This is a genomic window from Burkholderia sp. AU39826 (genome assembly GCF_020419965.1).
GTDB lineage: Bacteria > Pseudomonadota > Gammaproteobacteria > Burkholderiales > Burkholderiaceae > Burkholderia > Burkholderia semiarida.
Window position 1 is genome coordinate 30,624 of record NZ_JAIZQG010000012.1, and the last position, 16,901, is coordinate 47,524.

Sequence of the window (16,901 nt, forward strand, 5' to 3'; positions counted from 1 at the left end):
GCCTCTCAGGTGGCACGGGGGCTATGGTAACGCAGCGGCGCGACGCGCCAGGGAGCGAAATGCGGGGCGGGAGGGAGGCCACGGTGACAGCCGGCGGAATCGACTCAAGCGGCGAAGCACGCCGGCCTGGAATGCTTACCTGCCGGGTAATGCCCGACGCGCGCAGGATTGCCTATCATCTCCACCATGAACTCGACCGCCGCCCTCCATTCGCTTCCCCCGTCCGCCGGCCGCGTATCCGGCATCGGCCCGCTGCTGCGCACGTGGCGTCAACGCAGGCGCTTGAGCCAGATGGCGCTCGCGCTGGAGGCGGACGTATCCGCGCGACACCTGAGCTTCGTCGAATCGGGCCGCACGCAGCCGAGCCGCGAGATGGTGCTGCACCTCGCGGAGCGCCTCGACGTGCCGCTGCGCGAACGCAATGCGCTGCTCGTCGCGGCCGGCTATGCACCGCTGTTTCGCGAGCGGCCGTTCTCCGATCCGCAGCTCGATGCCGCGCGCCACGCGGTCGAAGCCGTGCTGCGCGGCCACGAGCCCTACCCCGCGCTTGCGGTGGATCGCCACTGGACGCTGCTCGCCGCGAACCGGATGCTCGGCGCGCTGGTCGCGCAGGCCGATCCGGCGCTGTTGCAGCCGCCCGTCAACGTGCTGCGACTGAGCCTGCATCCGGACGGTCTCGCGTCGCAGATCGTCAACTGGCACGAATGGCGCGCGCATATCCTGCATCGGCTGCAGCGGCAGATCGACGCAAGCGGCGACCGCACGCTGCATGCGCTGCGCGACGAGCTCGCCGCGTATCCGGCGCCGGCCGGCCAGCCCGACGATTCGCACGCACGCACCGATTTCGCGGATATCGCCGTGCCGCTGCGGCTACGCACGGCGAACGGCGAGCTGACGTTCTTCAGTACGACGACGGTGTTCGGCACGCCGGTCGACGTGACGCTGTCGGAACTCGCGATCGAGGCGTTCTTTCCGGCGAACCCGGAAACGGTGGACGCGATGCGGGCGCTGGCGGACGCGTTGCCGGCGCAGTGACGCGCCGACAACGCAGCGCGTCGCACGGATCCCGTCTTCATGTGGACCACCGGCAAGCGCAGGCCGGTGCCGCCGCCGGCGCGAGCACATGCATCAGGCAGCGTCGCCGCCTCCTCTTCCTCGCCAGCGAGCACGTGATCGTCGGCAACCCGGCTGCTCGGCGCCGGTTATCGCTCACTGCCTCATCACACCCCCACTCGACGAATGTCTGCCGAAGCATAGCGTTCAGCCGCCGCGGCAAACATGCGCGCGACTCGAATCCATCAAAATGCGTCGTCGCGATTCGGACTTCGGACTCGCGAAGTTTTGACACAGCCGTGACGGAAACAAGCAAGTCGCCGTAATCCGCGCCCGGCTCCCGTCGCGTCGAGACCGACGAAGGTTAAATTTCGTTAGTAGACCTTTCATTTTTACAGATCGAAAAATCGATATCCGTCACGAAAGAGACACGAACGAATCGATGCAACCGGGATGGCGGGCGGGGACCATGCAAGCCACAACACGATTTTTACATCGAGCTCAGGAAAACAAATGAACACGCATCATCAAGGGTTGGGAAATTCCGTACAACGCGCACCGCGCACATCGAAGGTCGCGCTTGCCGTCACGGTCAGCGCAGCCGTGGCCGCATTTGCCGCTTCCGCGCCCGCGCGAGCCGACTATGTGCAAAACGGCACTTCGACCGAAACGTCCGCGGGCTGCGTCGGCAACATCGCCATTTCGGGCAGCAGCACGTATCCGGCCGCGGCAACCGGCTGCGACAACATCGCGATCGGCACGGCGGCCGTCGCGAATTCGGGCTCGTCGACCGGCGCCTATAGCGAGACCGTCGCGATCGGCCGCATGGCGGCCGCGACCGGTACGTTCGCGACGGCCGTCGGCGGAAACGCCGTGGCGACCGGCGACCAGGCGACGGCGATCGGAACGGCTTCGAGCGCAGTCGGCACTCAGGCAACGGCGGTCGGCAACGGCGCCATCGCGAACGGCGCCACGGCGTCCGCCTTCGGTCAGGGCTCATTCGCCGTCGACCAGTCGACAGCGGTCGGGCAAGGCGCGAGCGCCACCGCGACGTTCTCGACGGCCGTGGGCAAGGGCAGCATTGCCGCAGGCGGTACGGCTCTCGGCTTCCAGGCCAATGCCGGCGCGGCCGATGCGGTCGCGCTCGGTGTCGACAGCTCGGCATCCGCGACCGGCAGCGTCGCCATTGCCCGTGCGACGGCCTCCGCCGTGAACGCGGTCGCCATCGGCGAAGGAGCGAACGCCGCCGACGCGAACTCCGTCGCGCTGGGCGCGAACGCGACCACGCGCGCCTATACGACCGTCAACAGCGTGGCGCTCAACGGCGTGACCTACAGCGGCTTCGCGGGCACGCCGGTCGGTGTGGTCAGCGTCGGCAGCGCGGGTGCCGAGCGTCAGATCGTCAACGTCGCGGCTGGCGCCATCAGCGCGACCAGCACCGATGCGGTGAACGGCTCGCAGCTCTTCTCGATCGCCAATCAGGTGTCGACGCTGACGGCGGACCTGGCCAATCTCACGACGACCGTCGGCAAGATCTCGTCGAGCGTCCCGGGCGGCACGGTGACGAACCCGACCGACACCGCGATCGGCACGAATACGTCGGTCACCGCGACGAACGGCACCGCGGTCGGCAACGGCTCGAACGTCTCGGGCGACAACGGTACGGCTGTCGGCGTCAACGCCACGGTCACCGCAACGAACGGAACGGCCATTGGCACGAATTCGAAAGTCACGGCGGCGAACGGAACGGCGATCGGCACGGGCTCGAACGTGTCCGGCACGGATTCGACCGCGATCGGCACGAACAGCCGGGCCACCGCGAACAACGCCGTGGCGCTGGGCGCGAATTCGGTTGCCGATCGGGACAACACGGTGTCGATCGGCTCGCCCGGGGCCGAGCGCCAGTTGACCAACGTGGCGGACGGCACCGCACCGACGGACGGCGTGAACGTGCGCCAGTTGAACGGTGCGATCAACTCCGTGCGCGAGGAAATGTCGAAGTACCGCAAGGACGCGAATGCGGGCACGGCCAGCGCGATCGCGATGGCGAACCTGCCGCAAGCCGTGCTGCCGGGCGAGAAGGTCGTCGCGCTCGGCGGCGGCACGTACGGCGGTCAAAGCGCGATGGCGGTCGGCTTGTCCGTCGCGACGGCGAAATGGCTCGTCAAGGGCTCGGTCACGACGGCGGTGTCGGGGCACGGCTCGTTCGGCGCGGGGGCGGGCGTCGGCTACCGCTGGTAATCGGCTTGCGACAACGACGCGTCAGGGCGCTGCCCCTGACGCCCGACGGCCCGCCATCGGCGCCACGGCGCAGAGGGCGGGCCGCCTTCACGTATAGAGCGACGCCTGCGGCAATTCCGCGGTCAGCGCGAACCGGCCCACATCGCGCAGCCGGTAGTCGAGCGGATCGTGCAGCGTGTGGGTGCGCGCGTTCCGCCAGAAGCGGTCGAGGCCCAGCGACGCGGCCGTCGCGCGCGCGCCGCATGCGTCGAACAGCGCCTCGCCGTTGTCGAGCGCCGCGCGCTGCGCGACGATCTTCGCTTCGGATACCGCGAGCGCGACTTCGGCGCGTTCGTCGGTTGTCAGCGCATCCTGCCGCGCCCATGCGTGCTGCAACGCGACGGCCGCGCGATCGGCCAGCGCCGCCGCGGCGATCGCACGCACACGCATGTCGCCGAAGCGCTGCAGCGTGTACGGATCGTCTTCGGCCCGCTCGACGTCCGAATGAACCCACGGGCGGCCATGCTGCCGCACGTAGTCGCGCGCCTCGGCCAGCGCGCCTTCCGCCAGGCCGACGAACAGGTTCGTCAGCACGAGCTGCGACACGAGCGTGCGCAATGTCGCGCGCGGCGTCGGCGGCGCTTCCGAGCGATGCAGCACTTCGTCCGCCGCGAGCGTCACGCCGTCGAAGCGCACGCTGCCGCTGTCGGTCTGGCGCTGGCCGACCGGATCCCAGTCGTCGTTGACCGTGATTCCGGCCCGATCGGTCGGCACCACGCCGAACACGGTGCGGCCGACGGCCGGATCGTGCGCGGACACCGTCATCCGCTGCGAGCCGCGCGTGCCGGAACAGAAGCCCTTCACGCCGTCGAGCCGGTAGCCGCCGTCGGGCGTCGCCGTGGCCACGAGCCGCGTGTCGAGCGGATTGACCGCGTTGCCCCACCACCAGCGCCCGTCCACCGTGCCGCGCAGGTAGCGCTCGCGCTGCGCGGCGTTGCCCCATACGTCGACGCTCACCACCTGCAGGCACTGAAAGCCGACGAGATGCGCGAGCGCGCTGTCGACCCGCGCGACCTGCCGGATCACGTCGTAGATCGCCGGCCACGCCGCTTCCTGCCCGCCGAACGCGCGCGGCACCGCGAGCGTCAGCAGGCCCGCGTCGGCGAGCCACTGCTTCTCCCGCGCGGCATGACCGCCCGCGCGGTCGCGCTCGGCGGCGCTCACGCGCAGCGCGTCGATCGCGCGGGCCAGCGCAGCGCGGTCGACGGCCGGTGTATCGGTATCCGGCGCCAGCGTCGCCGGGCCGCGTGGATCGTTCATGCGACAGCTTCCTGTTCAACGGTTTCGCCCGACAGCGGTACGAGCGCGCCGAGCCGGCGGCCGGTCAGCCGCGACAGGATCTCGCGCCGCCAGTCGTCGTAGATCGCACGATATTCCGCGATATCCGCGCCGAATACCAGTGCGGTATGCGCGTACTCGTCATGCAGATAGCCGTCGAGCCGCGCCTGGGTTTCCTCGTCGGCCGCGATCACGCGATCGATCAGCGCGTCGCGCTCGGCGGGCGCAAGCGCGTGCAGCGTGTCGAACCACCACTGGACGATCTGCACGCGATGCCATTCCTCGTCCGGCCGGATCCGGTTCTCGCCGTGCTCGCGCATCGCGCTGTCGCCGATACGCCCCGTCTTGCGCTGGATCCACAGCTTCGCGAGGATGTGCAGCTCGTAATGCCATTCGAACGCGAGAAAGCCCGCGACGTCGCGCACCGCGATGTCGCCGATGCGCGCCCAGTGCGCGGCGACGAGCCGGTCGACTTCCGGCAGCGGATCGCGCCCGGTGAGTTCGGTTACGCGCTCGCGGCCGATCACCGCGTGCGCGCCGTCGTCGCCGAGCTGGCGCGACAAAATCAGCTGGAAATGCGGATCGTCGCGGAACAGCGTGTCGATCGCCTTCGCGACGACCTGCACGATGAAGAGATCGTGCGACGCCATCTTCGTGTAGTAATCGGCGACGGCGGCCAGTTCGTCGTCGTTGCGCGGCTCGCGCGGCGGCGTCGCGAGTTTGTCGGGGAAGTCCGGACGATGGCGTCGCGCCACCTCCAGAAACAGCGCTTCCTCGAATTGTCCGTTCCATTCGCGCGGCGCGCCGATGGGCAAGGTCATAGGTTTTTTCTCTCAGGATCAGGAATGAAACGAGCAGACGCTCGTGGCGTCGCTCAGGTACGCCGGGTCACGCGTCGGACCAGGCGGTCGCCCGTGATTTGCACGGCCGAGACGAGCGCGATCAGGATCACGATCACGGTCGCCATGACGGTGGTGTCGAAACGTTGATAGCCATAGCGGATCGCGAGATCGCCGAGGCCGCCCGCGCCGACGGCGCCCGCCATCGCGGTCGAGCCGATCAGCGCGACGACGGTGATCGTGAAGCCGCCGAGCATGCCCGGCAGCGCCTCCGGCAGCAGCACGTGCCATACGATGTGGCGGCGCTTCGCGCCCATCGCGAGCGCGGCCTCGATCAGCCCCCGATCGACTTCGCGCAGGCTCACTTCGGCGATTCGCGCGAAGAACGGGATCGCGGCGATCGACAGCGGCACGACGGCCGCCCACACGCCGATCGTCGTGCCGATCAGCACGCGCGTGAACGGCAGCAGCGCGACCAGCAGGATGATGAACGGGGTCGAGCGGAACACGTTGACGAGCGCGCCGAGCACCGCGTTCACGCCGCGCCGCGCGTAGATGCCGCCGGGCGCGGTGGTCACGAGGATCACCGCGAGCGGGATGCCGATCAGCGCCGCGATCGCGGCCGACGCGGCGACCATCGACAGCGTGTCGCGGATCGCGTCGAGCAGTTCGGGCCACCAGAGCTCAAACATAGCCGAGCACCTCCGCATGATTCGCATGACGGCGCGCGCGCTCGAGCAGCGCGGCGACCGCCGCGCCGTGCGCCACCGACGCGCCGGCGTCATCCGCACGCGGCGTCGCGGCGATCACGAGCCGCCCCTGCGCGTGCCCCTGGATGCTTTCGATGCCGCCGTGCAGGAACCGCACGGAGCCGCCGAGCGCCGCCGCGAGCGCGCCGACGTCCGGCTCGCCGCCGCTCTCGCCCGTATAGCGGACGTCCAGCACGATCCGGGCGCCGTCGGGCAGCGCGGATTGTTCGGGCAGCGGCCGCACGCGCGCGGCCAGTTCGGCCGGCAAGTCGTGCTGCAGCGTGCTCAGCAGCGCGCGCGTCGCGCCGTGGCGAGGATCGCCGAACACGCGCCACACGGGCCCCGTTTCGACGACTTCGCCCTGTTCGATCACCGCGACCGTGTCGCACACCGCGCGGATCACTTCCATCTCGTGCGTGATCAGCACGATCGTCAGACCGAGGCGGCGGTTGATGTCGGCGAGCAGCGCGAGGATCGATTGCGTGGTTTCCGGATCGAGCGCCGACGTCGCTTCGTCGCACAGCAGCACCTCCGGATCGTGCACGAGCGCCCGCGCGATGCCGACGCGCTGCTTCTGCCCTCCCGACAGGCTCGCCGGATACGCGTCGCGCTTCGCGGCGAGCCCGACGAGATCGAGCAGCGCGTCGACCTTGCGCGCGCGCTCGGCCTTCGGCACGCCGGCGATCTTCAGCGGCAGCGCGACGTTCTCGAACACCGTCTTCGCGGACAGCAGGTTGAAATGCTGGAACACCATGCCGGTGCGGCGCCGCAACGCGACGAGGCCGTCCTCGTCGAGCGCGCCGACGTCGACGCCCTGCACGCGCACGCGGCCCGAGCTCGGCCGTTCGAGGCCGTTCAGGAGCCGCAGCAGCGTCGACTTGCCGGCGCCGCTGCGGCCGATGATCCCGAACACCTCGCCGCGCCGCACATCGAGCGTCACGTCGCGCAGCGCGGCCGCCTGGCCGCGCGGCGTCGCGAATACCTTGCCGACCTGCTCCAGCGACACGGCCGCGCCGTCTGCCGGCGTCACGGCTTCGTCATGCGCTGCCGCACCGCCGCCTGCCCCGGCCCGCACGGCCGACGCCTCGATGAAACCCAGCGTATCGAACAATTGCGTCATCGCTTCGCTCCGTCACGTTCAGGCATGCGCGGGATGCGCGGGTTCGGCCACGGCCGCCGGCCGATGCCGCGCGCCGGTGTGCCAGGCGGGCAGGCGCGGGCCCGCGCCGAACAGCTTCTCGCGCAGCGTCGGCGCGGGATCGTAGTCTTCCTTGTAGACGCCGCGGTTCTGCAGCTCGGGCACGACCCAGTCGACGAAATCCTCGAACGACTCGGGCATCACGGTGCGCGTCAGGTTGAAGCCGTCGATGCCGGTCTCGTCGATCCACGACTGCAGCTCGTCCGCGACCTGCGACGGCGAACCGACGATCGGCGCGTAGCGGCCGCCGAGCGACATCTGTTCGAGCATCCGGCGCACGGTCCACGTGCCGGTCGTGCTCTTGCGCGAGATCGCGTCGACGGCCGACTGGATCGAATCGGTCTTCACGTACGAGATCGGCTCGTCGAGGCCGTACTTCGCGAAGTCGATGCCGGTCGAGCTCGCGAAATGCGCGAGGCCGGCTTCCGGGCTCGCGTAGCGCCGGTATTCGTCGAACTTTTCGCGGGCAAGCAGTTCGGTCTCGGCCGTCACGACGCTCACGCCGGCAAAGATCCTGATCGACGCCGGGTCGCGCCCCTGCCGTGCGGCGGCCGCGCGAATGTCGAGCGCCGCCGCGCGCGCCGCGGCCTTGCTCTGCCCGTTCACGAACACGCATTCCGCGTGACGGCCCGCGAACTCGACGCCGCGCGCGGACGAGCCGGCCTGGTACAGCACCGGCGTGCGCTGCAGCGACGGTTCGCTCAGATGAATCGCATCGATCGAATAGAACGGCCCGTCGTGCGTCACGCGCCGCACCTTGCCCGGCTGCGCGAACACGCGCGCCTGCGCGTCGCGGATCACCGCGTCGTCGTCCCAGCTCTGTTCCCACAGCTTGTAGACGACGTCCATGTAGTCGTCGGCGCGCTCGTAGCGGTCGTCGTGGCCGATCTGCTGCGCGAGGCCCATCCCGCGCGCGGCACTGTCGAGGTAGCCGGTGACGATGTTCCAGCCCACGCGCCCTTTCGTCAGATGATCGAGTGTCGACATGCGGCGCGCGAACAGGTACGGCGGCTCATAGGTCAGGTTCGCGGTCACGCCGAAGCCGAGATGCCGCGTGACCTGCGCCATCGCCGGCACGAGCAGCAGCGGATCGTTGACGGGCACCTGCACCGACTCGCGCAGCGCGGCGTCCGGCCCGCCGCCGAACACGTCGTACACGCCGACGATGTCCGCGAGAAAGATTCCGTCGAACTTGCCGCGCTCCAGCGTCCTCGCGAGATCGGCCCAGTAGTCGAGATCGGTGTAGTGCGCGGAGCGGTCGCGCGGATGCGTCCACAGCCCGTGGTTGATGTGCCCGACGCAGTTCATGTTGAACGCGTTGAGCAGGATCTTCTTGCGGTTCGCCGTCGTCATGCCGCCTCCGTCACCACGCGATCGCGTACAGCGAGCCGAACGCGTTGTCGAGCGCCTTGCGCACCGCCGGCGAGTGCTGATAGATCGAGATGAACTTGCGGATGCGCGCGTCGTTGGCGCTCTCGGGCCGCACGACCCACTGGATCGCGAAGTTCTTGTTCTCGGTGCCGTCGAACAGCAGCGCGCTGTTCGGGTCGGTCGTGCCGGCGAGCTTGATGAAGCTCGGGTAGCCCTGCGCGAGATCGACGTCGTCGAGCGAACGCGCGAGCTGCGACGCTTCGAGCGGAATGATCTTCAGGTGCTTCGGGTTGGCGACGATGTCGTGCGTCGTCGCGCGGTAGTCGGCGCCCGGCTTCAGCGTGATCAGCCCCGCGCGCTGCAGCAGCAACAGCCCGCGCCCGCCGTTGACCGGATCGTTCGCGATCGCGACGCGCGCGCCGTCCTTCAGCTCGGCGAAGCTTTTCACCTTCTTCGAATAGAGGCCGATCTTCATGATCGTGCCGGGTGCGATCGAGATGAAGTTGTAGCCGCCCTGCTTCTTCGCGTTCTCGAGAAACGGGATGTGCTGGAAGTAGTTGACGTCGATGTCCTTGTTCGCGAGCGCCGCGTTCGGCGTATTCCAGTCGGTGAATTCGACGATCTTCACGTCGAGGCCCTGCTCTTTTGCCTCCTTCGCGGCGATCTTCAGCGCCTCGATCTGCGGACTGGTCGAGATGCCGACCTTCAGCGGCGCGGTGTCGGCGCGCGCGCCGTTCAGCAGCACGACGCCGAGCAGCGCGGCCGTCAGCAGGCGGGCCAGGCTGGCCACGCGGCCGGCGGAAAAGCGGGCGGAAAACACGGGATGCAGCATGGGAACGACTCTCCTGTCCAAAGACGGTATCGACGGATGAGCGACGCCGCGGCGAACGCGCGGGCGTTCTCCGGACGGTCGTCGTCGCATCGGAAAAAGATCAGCCGATGATAGAGAGCGGCGGTTGGGCGGTCTACGAAGCGATTGTGCGAAGAAAATCGCGCGCGGCGATATGGCGGGCGGCGGCCCGGGCGGCTGGCGTGGCCGGCCGCCCGGGCCGCCGCCAGGCCGAAATCTCGGCCTGAGCGCCGCGCCGATTCCGAAATCTCGGCCAGCCTACCGGGAACCCCTTTCCGCAGACGAAACAAATCCCTTATGAATCAATGCCTTAAAAATATTCCGGCAGGCCGGAATACTGGCACGGGGGTTGCGTAATAGACGGCACACGATGCCGCGAAGCGATGCAGGCATTCCAAACATCAGGAGACACGTCTTGCAGACCTCTATCCACACCCCGTCCCATCCGGAACCGATTGCCGCCGCCGGTCCCGCCACGCGTGAACGCTTCTGGCCGGAAGGCTGGTGGAAGCTGATGGAAATCCGCATCGGCATCATTCCGCTGCCGATCTACGTGATCCTGTTCGGGCTGATCGTCGGCTTCGCGGTGACGGGCAAGGTGCCCGGCGAGATCTCGATGGCGATCGCGGTGCTCGCGTTCTTCGGCTTCACCTGCGCCGAACTCGGCAAGCGCCTGCCGCTGCTGCGCAACATCGGCGCGGCCGCGATCTTCGCGACCTTCGTGCCGTCGGCGCTCACGTACTACCACGTGCTGCCGAAGCCGGTGCTGAACCTCACGGTCGAATTCACGAAGTCGACCAACTTCCTGTACCTGTTCATCGCGTCGATCATCGTCGGCAGCATCCTGAGCATGGATCGCCGCGTGCTGATCCAGGGCTTCGTGAAGATCTTCGTTCCGCTCGCCGTCGGGTCGGTCGCCGCGGCGATCGTCGGCACGGCCGTCGGCACCGCGCTCGGCCTCGGCGCGCGCCACACGCTGCTGTACATCGTCGTGCCGATCATGGCGGGCGGCGTCGGCGAAGGCGCGATTCCGCTGTCGATCGGCTATTCGGAACTGATGCACCTGCCGCAAGGCGAGATGTTCGCGATGGTGCTCCCGTCGGTGATGCTCGGCAGCCTGACCGCGATCATCCTGTCGGGCGCGCTCGACATGCTCGGCAAGCGCCTGCCGCATCTCACCGGCAATGGCCGCCTGCAGGTCGGCGAAAGCGGCGACATGACGCCGGAGAACGAGGAGATCCGCGGCCACGTCGACGTCACGCACATCGCGGGCGCCGGCATCACCGCGATCACGCTGTATCTCGTCGGCCTGATGGCGCACAAGCTGTTCGGCCTGCCCGCGCCGGTCGCGATGCTGTTCCTCGCGGTGCTGGTGAAGCTCGCGCGCGCGGTGTCGCCGCCGCTGCAGGAAGGCGCGTTCGTCGTCTACAAGTTCTTCTCGACCGCCGTCACGTATCCGCTGCTGTTCGCGATCGGCGTCGCGATGACGCCGTGGGACAAGCTGACCGCCGCGTTCACGATCGTCAACGTGGTCACGATCGTGTCGACCGTCGCGACGCTGATGGGCACCGGTTTCGTGGTCGGCCGCCTGCTGAAGATGTACCCTATCGACACCGCAATCGTGAACGCCTGCCACAGCGGGCAAGGCGGCACCGGCGACGTCGCGATCCTGACCGCCGCGAACCGGATGCAGCTGATGCCGTTCGCGCAGATCGCCACCCGCATCGGCGGCGCGATCGTCGTCACGGTCACGCTGATCCTGGTCGCGCACTTCGGATAACGCGCGGTCGCGCGCACCGTCGCGCCGGCTGCTTCGCACGCGCCGCCGCCGGCCCTGCCGGCGCGCGGCGCGTGTCGTTCGGGGAGGGCCGCTAGCGGAGGGCCGGTTGCGGACGGCCGGTTGCGGACGGCCGGTTGCGGACGGCCGGTTGCGGAGGGCCGGTTGCGGAGGGCCGGTGGCGGACGGCCGGTAACGGGCTTCGATGAGGGCGAACGTGCAGAAGAGCTTCAAGGGAATCCCGTGGTGGGGCTGGGCTTCGGCCGCGGTGCTGTACGTCGGCGTGGCCGGCGCGGCCGTCGATTTCGCGTGGGAACGCGCGATCGACGCGCTCGAGGAGGCCGGCGCGCACCGGCTCGATCTGTATGCGTCGAGCCTGAAAAGCGAGCTCGGCCGCTTCGAGATCCTGCCCGGCCTGGTCGCGCGGCAGGACGGCGTGCGGGCAATGCTGAAAGCCGCGCCGAACGATGCGCCCGAACTCGTGCATGCGGTGAACACCTACCTCGAAGCCGTGAACCGCGACGCGGGCAGCGGCGCGGTCGACGTGATCGATCTGCAAGGCGACGTGATCGCCGCGAGCAACTGGAACGAGACGATCAGTTTCGTCGGCACCAACGTGTCGTACCGGCCGTATTTCAAGGACGCGCTCGCGCGCGGCAGCGGCCGCTTCTTCGGCATCGGCACCAACACCGGCGTGCCGGGCGTCTACTTCGCGAGCGCGGTGCGCAGCGACGGCGCGCCGATCGGCGTCGCCGCCGTGAAGATCAGCGTCGACCCGCTCGAATCGGCGTGGCGTGCGCCGGGCGTCGCCGCGATGGTCGTCGACAGCAACGGCGTGGTCGTGATCTCGACCGAGCCCGCGTGGAAATTCACCGCGCTGCGCCCGATCACCGCGCAGCAGCAGCGCGACATCCAGGCGTCGCGCCAGTACGCGGGCCGCACCGTCGACGCACTGCCCTATCGCCGCATCGGCGACCACGGCTCGGCCGCGTGGTTCGGCACCTTCCCCGATCCGCGCCACGCCGGCCGCACCACGCGCTATCTCGTGATGTCGCGCCCCGCGCCGCAGGCCGGCGATTCGCTGATGGTGCTGCTCGACATCGCGGGCGCGCGGCGCCAGCAGCAAACGGCGTTCGTGTTCGTCACCGGCGCGTTCCTGATCGTCGCGCTGCTGGTCGGCTATGCGATCCAGCGGCGCCGGGCGATCCTCGCGCGGCTGAGCGCGCAGGACGCGCTGCGCCGCGCGAACGACCGGCTCGAGCTGACCGTCGCGCAGCGCACGGCCGCGCTGACGGCCGCGAACGAGCGGATGCAGCGCGAGATCGACGAGCGCGAGCGCACCGAACAGCGGTTGCGTGCGTCGCAGCAGGAAGTCGTGCACGCGGGCAAGCTCGCGGTGCTCGGGCAGATGGCCGCGGGCCTCACGCACGAACTGAACCAGCCGCTCGTCGCGATCCGCACGCTGTGCGACAACGCGCGCACGTTCTTCGAACGCGGCCAGCCGGCGCCGGCGCTCGCGAATCTCGAACGGGTCGGCAAGCTGGTCGACGGCATGGCCGTGCTTACCGGCGAGCTGAAGACCTTCGCGCGCAAGCCCGACGTCGAGCGCGTCGCGGTGTCGCTGAACGAGGCCGTCGCGCATGCGCGGCTCATCTACGACGCGCGCATTCGCGACGAAGGCGTGCGGCTCGACGTCAACATCGCGCCCGGCACGACCGTCTCGGCCGAATCGAGCCAGTTGCAGCAGGTGATCGTGAACCTGCTTGGCAACGCGCTCGACGCGGTGCACGACGCACCGGTGCGTCGCATCGTCATCGAGGCGGCCGAAGTGGACGATGCGGATGGCGCCGGCCGCGTGCGTTTCACGGTGGCCGACAGCGGCGCCGGCATCGCGCCCGACGTGCTGCCGCACCTGTTCGAGCCGTTCGTCACGACCAAGCCGCGCGGCCAGGGCCTCGGGCTCGGCCTCGCGATCACGTCGCGCATCGTCGAGGCGTTCGGCGCGCGGATCGCCGCGACGAACCGCGACGAAGGCGGCGCGCAGTTCACCATCGAATTCGCGGCGGCGACGCCGCAACAGAGGACAGAGCATGGAAGATGAGATTCGGGTGCTGGTCGTCGAGGACGATGAAAACGTCCGGATCGGCGTCGAGCAGGCTGTCGCGCTCGCCGGGTTCCCGGTCGACGCGTTCGCGTCGGCCGCCGACGCGCTCGCGCACGTCGCGCCCGGTGCGCCGGTGGTGATCGTGTCGGACGTGCGGATGCCGGGCATCGACGGACTGCAGTTGCTCGACCGCGTGATGGCCATCGATGCGCAGATTCCGGTCGTGCTGATCAGCGGCCACGCGGACATCTCGACGGCCGTCGGCGCGATGCAGGTCGGCGCGTACGACTTCATCGAGAAGCCGTTTTCGTCGGACGTGATCGCCGGGCGCGTCGCGCGCGCGGTCGAGAAGCGCCGGCTCACGCTCGAAGTGCAGGGGCTGCGCGCGGCGCTGAACAACTGGCAGGGCATCGAGGCGTTCGTGCTCGGCAAGTCGCCCGCGATGGCTGACGTGCGCAAGAAGATCCTGCGCCTCGCCGATACGTCGGTGTCGGTGCTGATCACGGGCGAGACGGGCACCGGCAAGGAGTTGATCGCGCGCAGCCTGCACGACTTCGGCAGCCGGCGCGACGCCCATTTCGTCGCGCTGAACTGCGGCGGCCTGCCCGAGCAGGTGTTCGAGAGCGAGCTGTTCGGCCACGAGGCCGGTGCGTTCACCGGCGCGATCAAGAAGCGCATCGGCAAGATCGAATGGGCGGATGGCGGCACGCTGTTCCTCGACGAGATCGAGACGATGCCGATCGCACTGCAGATCAAGATGCTGCGCGTGCTGCAGGAGCGCGTGGTCGAGCGGCTCGGCGCGAACGACCTGATTCCGGTCGACTGCCGCGTGGTGGCCGCGTCGAAGGCCGATCTCGCCGAACTCGCGGCCGACGGGCGTTTTCGCGCGGACTTGCTGTATCGCCTCAACGTCGCGCAGATCGAGCTGCCGCCGCTGCGCGAGCGGCGCGAGGACGTGCCGCTGCTGTTCGAGCACTTCGTGCTCGCGGCCGCGCGGCGCTTTGGGCAGCCGGCGCCGGTGGTTACCGCCGCGCAGGTGTCCGAACTGATGACGCACGCGTGGCCCGGCAACGTGCGCGAGCTGCAGAACGTGGCCGACCGCTTCGTGCTCGGGCTCACCGGCAACAGCCTGCTGTCGTCCGGCGAGGCGCCGGCCGTGGGCAGCACGCTCGCGGAACAGCTCGCGTATTTCGAGCGGATGCTGATCGAGGACATGCTGCGGCGTCACCACGGCAACGTCGCGGACGCGAGCGAGGCGCTCGGCATGCCGAAGAAGACGCTCTATCACAAGCTGCGCCACCTGCGAATTCCCGCGCGCGGCGACGCGGCGGCCGACGGCGGCGAATGACGCGCACGAGGACACGTACTCCGGCATGGATCGCATCGACATCACCGAACACGGCCGCGTCAATGGCCACTTGATCCGCGGCGTCACGCGCGCGCGGAAAACCTTCCGCCCGAGCGACTGGCCCGAGCGCCTGGCGGGCGTCATCACGCTGTTCGTCGGCGAACGGCGGCCCGGCTATCCGTGCGCGCTGTCGCGGCTCGCGATGCCCGTCGTCGACGGCGGCGTCAAATGCCTGTTCGTGTCGGACGAATTGCGCGCCGTGTGCGCCGATGCGTTCGAGTTCGCGATGCGGTTTGCCGCCGACAACGATCTGCCCGTCGAGCTTCAGACCGCGCCCGCATTGACGGTGCGCTGACGCACCACCCTTCCTTTCTCGACGCAAAGGCGCGTGCGCGCAGGCTGCCGCACGCCCTTTCGGCGCTGCAATCAATCATCAGATGATTGAAGGCTTGGACGCATGACCACGCTCCGACAAGGGTTTCCAGCGCAGCCATCAATAAAATTGATCGTCACGATGAAAATTATGCGTTTTCCTTGCAGGTCGCCGTGATGCATAGTTGCGTCGTGTTGACGCACCTTTGAGTCTTTCAGCCATGAACATGCGAATCGAGCCGTCCGTGCTCGCGAACCCCGACCTGCAATTTGCGACGCTTTCGTCAGGCATCAGCCTGCCGTATGTCGAGCGGGGCGGCGGTGCGCCGATGGTGTTCGTGCATGGCTCGCTGTGCGACTACCGCTACTGGGATCCGCAACTGGCGGCGCTATCGGCCCACTACCGCTGCATCGCGCCGAGCCTGAGCCACTACTGGCCGGCCGTCGAAGCGGGCATCCAGGACGAGTTCAGCTGGCAGAACCACGTCGACGAGCTCGCCGAATTCATCGACGCGCTCGATCTCGGCCCCGTGCATCTGGTCGGCCATTCGCGCGGCGGCAGCGTCGCGTTCAACGTCGCGCGCCAGCATCCGCACCTCGTCGAATCACTGACGCTCGCCGATCCGGGCGGCCCGCTCCAGCAGCCGGGCGTGCGCGAAGCCGCGCTGCCGGCCGCCGCGATCGCGCTGCGCACGAAGGCCGTGAACCTGATCGAGCAGGGCGAAGTCGAAGCCGGCCTCGAGATGTTCGTCGATTCGGTAAGCCTGCCCGGCGCATGGAAGAAGAGCACGTCGCGCTTTCGCACGATGGCGATCGACAACGCAAGCACGCTGCCGAAGCAGTTGCGCGACCCGCTGCCCGCGTATTCGCAGCACACGGCTGGCGACATCGCATGCCGCACGCTGCTGATCGACGGCCAGCGCAGCCCGAAGATGTTCCGCCACAACGTCGACACGCTGTCGCAGTGGATCGGCCATGCGCAACGGCAGACCGTCGCCGGCGCATCGCACGGGATGAACGCCGCGAGCCCTGCGGTGTTCAACCGTTACGTGCACGAGTTCGTCGCCGCGTAATGCCGCGGGCGGCGTGCGCGCCGCCTGTCTTCCTCTCTCTTGCAGCAGCGAAACGGCGCGGGTGTCCGCGTCGTTTCGCATCCCTCTGCATCCGTCTACATTACGCCGCCGGCGCCGCCTTGCGCGTCACCGCATCCGGCAACCCGAACACGCTGTCGAACGCCCAGTTGTACGCGAACGTGAAGATCGGGAAGAACACGATCAGCACTGCGTCATACAGGAACGCATGCCATAACGACACGTCGAGCCACCACGCGATCAGCGGAATCAGGAACGTCACGAGCGCGACCTGGAACCCGATCGCATGCACGACACGCCGCCCGACGGTGCGCGTCGTTTCCGCGCGCCGCCGCTCCCATGCCTCGAAGCCGAGGTTGTACAGAAAATTGACGGTGACGCCCGTCGTCGAGATCATCACGCCGAGCAGCCCGCTCGTCGCCGCGCTCGCGCCGCTCAGCATGCCGAGCACCGACGACGCGACGAGGATGCCGAGCACCTCGAACATCACGACGTAGACTATGCGTCTCTTCCATCCTTGCATGACCGACCACCTTCGTTTCGAACCAGGTGGCGAGACTACAGCGGGCACTTCGTCCGCAAAAGTCAGGT

The 16,901-nt window shown here is 68.6% G+C and carries 14 protein-coding genes; 7 read left to right on the forward strand and 7 right to left on the reverse strand.

Annotated elements, in window-relative coordinates; all coding sequences use genetic code 11:
• The first annotated feature begins 186 nt into the window (after positions 1 to 186).
• Together LGM42_RS20240 and LGM42_RS20245 are read left to right on the forward strand one after the other, a co-directional pair.
• Entirely contained in the window at positions 187 to 1,035 is an 849-nt protein-coding gene (locus LGM42_RS20240) for a helix-turn-helix domain-containing protein (protein WP_226233017.1), read from the forward strand.
• 531 nt (positions 1,036 to 1,566) lie between these two features.
• Entirely contained in the window at positions 1,567 to 3,294 is a 1,728-nt protein-coding gene (locus LGM42_RS20245) for a YadA family autotransporter adhesin (protein WP_226233018.1), read from the forward strand.
• Positions 3,295 to 3,381: 87 nt separating this feature from the next.
• Here LGM42_RS20245 and LGM42_RS20250 read toward each other — a convergent pair whose 3' ends face one another.
• Genes LGM42_RS20250 through LGM42_RS20275 form a run of 6 tightly spaced genes read right to left on the reverse strand, consistent with a single transcriptional unit; the run spans position 3,382 to position 9,600 of the window.
• Positions 3,382 to 4,593 carry an acyl-CoA dehydrogenase family protein gene (locus LGM42_RS20250; protein ID WP_226233019.1) on the reverse strand — a complete coding sequence of 404 codons (1,212 nt, stop codon included), beginning with the start codon at positions 4,591 to 4,593 and terminating at the stop codon, positions 3,382 to 3,384.
• Positions 4,590 to 5,432, reverse strand: coding sequence for a hypothetical protein (locus LGM42_RS20255; protein WP_060309880.1), 843 nt, complete (start codon positions 5,430 to 5,432; stop codon positions 4,590 to 4,592). The genes LGM42_RS20250 and LGM42_RS20255 overlap by 4 nt, the downstream gene beginning before the upstream one ends.
• A gap of 53 nt (positions 5,433 to 5,485) precedes the next feature.
• Entirely contained in the window at positions 5,486 to 6,142 is a 657-nt protein-coding gene (locus LGM42_RS20260; RefSeq protein WP_027781522.1) for a methionine ABC transporter permease, read from the reverse strand.
• On the reverse strand, positions 6,135 to 7,319 hold the full coding sequence (locus tag LGM42_RS20265; protein ID WP_226233020.1) for a methionine ABC transporter ATP-binding protein: 1,185 nt from the start codon (positions 7,317 to 7,319) through the stop codon (positions 6,135 to 6,137). The genes LGM42_RS20260 and LGM42_RS20265 overlap by 8 nt, the downstream gene beginning before the upstream one ends.
• Before the next feature lie 18 nt (positions 7,320 to 7,337).
• Positions 7,338 to 8,750, reverse strand: a complete 1,413-nt coding sequence (locus LGM42_RS20270) for an LLM class flavin-dependent oxidoreductase (RefSeq protein ID WP_089465817.1) — start codon at positions 8,748 to 8,750, stop codon at positions 7,338 to 7,340.
• 10 nt (positions 8,751 to 8,760) lie between these two features.
• The gene (locus LGM42_RS20275) at positions 8,761 to 9,600 is read right to left on the reverse strand and encodes a MetQ/NlpA family ABC transporter substrate-binding protein (RefSeq protein ID WP_226233021.1); all 840 of its coding nucleotides are present in this window, start codon (positions 9,598 to 9,600) and stop codon (positions 8,761 to 8,763) included.
• Positions 9,601 to 10,033: 433 nt separating this feature from the next.
• On the opposite strand from LGM42_RS20275, the gene LGM42_RS20280 reads away from it, so the two are divergent.
• The 5 genes from LGM42_RS20280 (at position 10,034) to LGM42_RS20300 (ending at position 16,292) form a co-directional block, all read left to right on the forward strand.
• Complete coding sequence (locus tag LGM42_RS20280; RefSeq protein ID WP_059641609.1) at positions 10,034 to 11,398, forward strand: 2-hydroxycarboxylate transporter family protein; 1,365 nt, start codon at positions 10,034 to 10,036, stop codon at positions 11,396 to 11,398.
• 202 nt (positions 11,399 to 11,600) lie between these two features.
• The gene (locus LGM42_RS20285; protein WP_226233022.1) at positions 11,601 to 13,496 is read left to right on the forward strand and encodes a sensor histidine kinase; all 1,896 of its coding nucleotides are present in this window, start codon (positions 11,601 to 11,603) and stop codon (positions 13,494 to 13,496) included.
• Positions 13,486 to 14,847: a sigma-54-dependent transcriptional regulator gene (locus LGM42_RS20290; protein ID WP_226233023.1), complete on the forward strand. Its 1,362-nt coding sequence runs from the start codon at positions 13,486 to 13,488 to the stop codon at positions 14,845 to 14,847. Before LGM42_RS20285 ends, LGM42_RS20290 begins: the two co-directional genes overlap by 11 nt.
• Positions 14,848 to 14,872: 25 nt before the next feature.
• Complete coding sequence (locus LGM42_RS20295) at positions 14,873 to 15,202, forward strand: DUF3579 domain-containing protein (RefSeq protein WP_060309887.1); 330 nt, start codon at positions 14,873 to 14,875, stop codon at positions 15,200 to 15,202.
• Positions 15,203 to 15,440: 238 nt separating this feature from the next.
• Positions 15,441 to 16,292, forward strand: a complete 852-nt coding sequence (locus LGM42_RS20300; protein WP_059582067.1) for an alpha/beta fold hydrolase — start codon at positions 15,441 to 15,443, stop codon at positions 16,290 to 16,292.
• A 100-nt stretch (positions 16,293 to 16,392) separates the two neighbouring features.
• On the opposite strand, the gene LGM42_RS20305 is transcribed toward LGM42_RS20300, so the two are convergent.
• Positions 16,393 to 16,833 (reverse strand): PACE efflux transporter, encoded by a 441-nt coding sequence (locus tag LGM42_RS20305; protein ID WP_226233024.1) that lies wholly within the window; start codon positions 16,831 to 16,833, stop codon positions 16,393 to 16,395.
• Positions 16,834 to 16,901 lie beyond the last annotated feature (68 nt).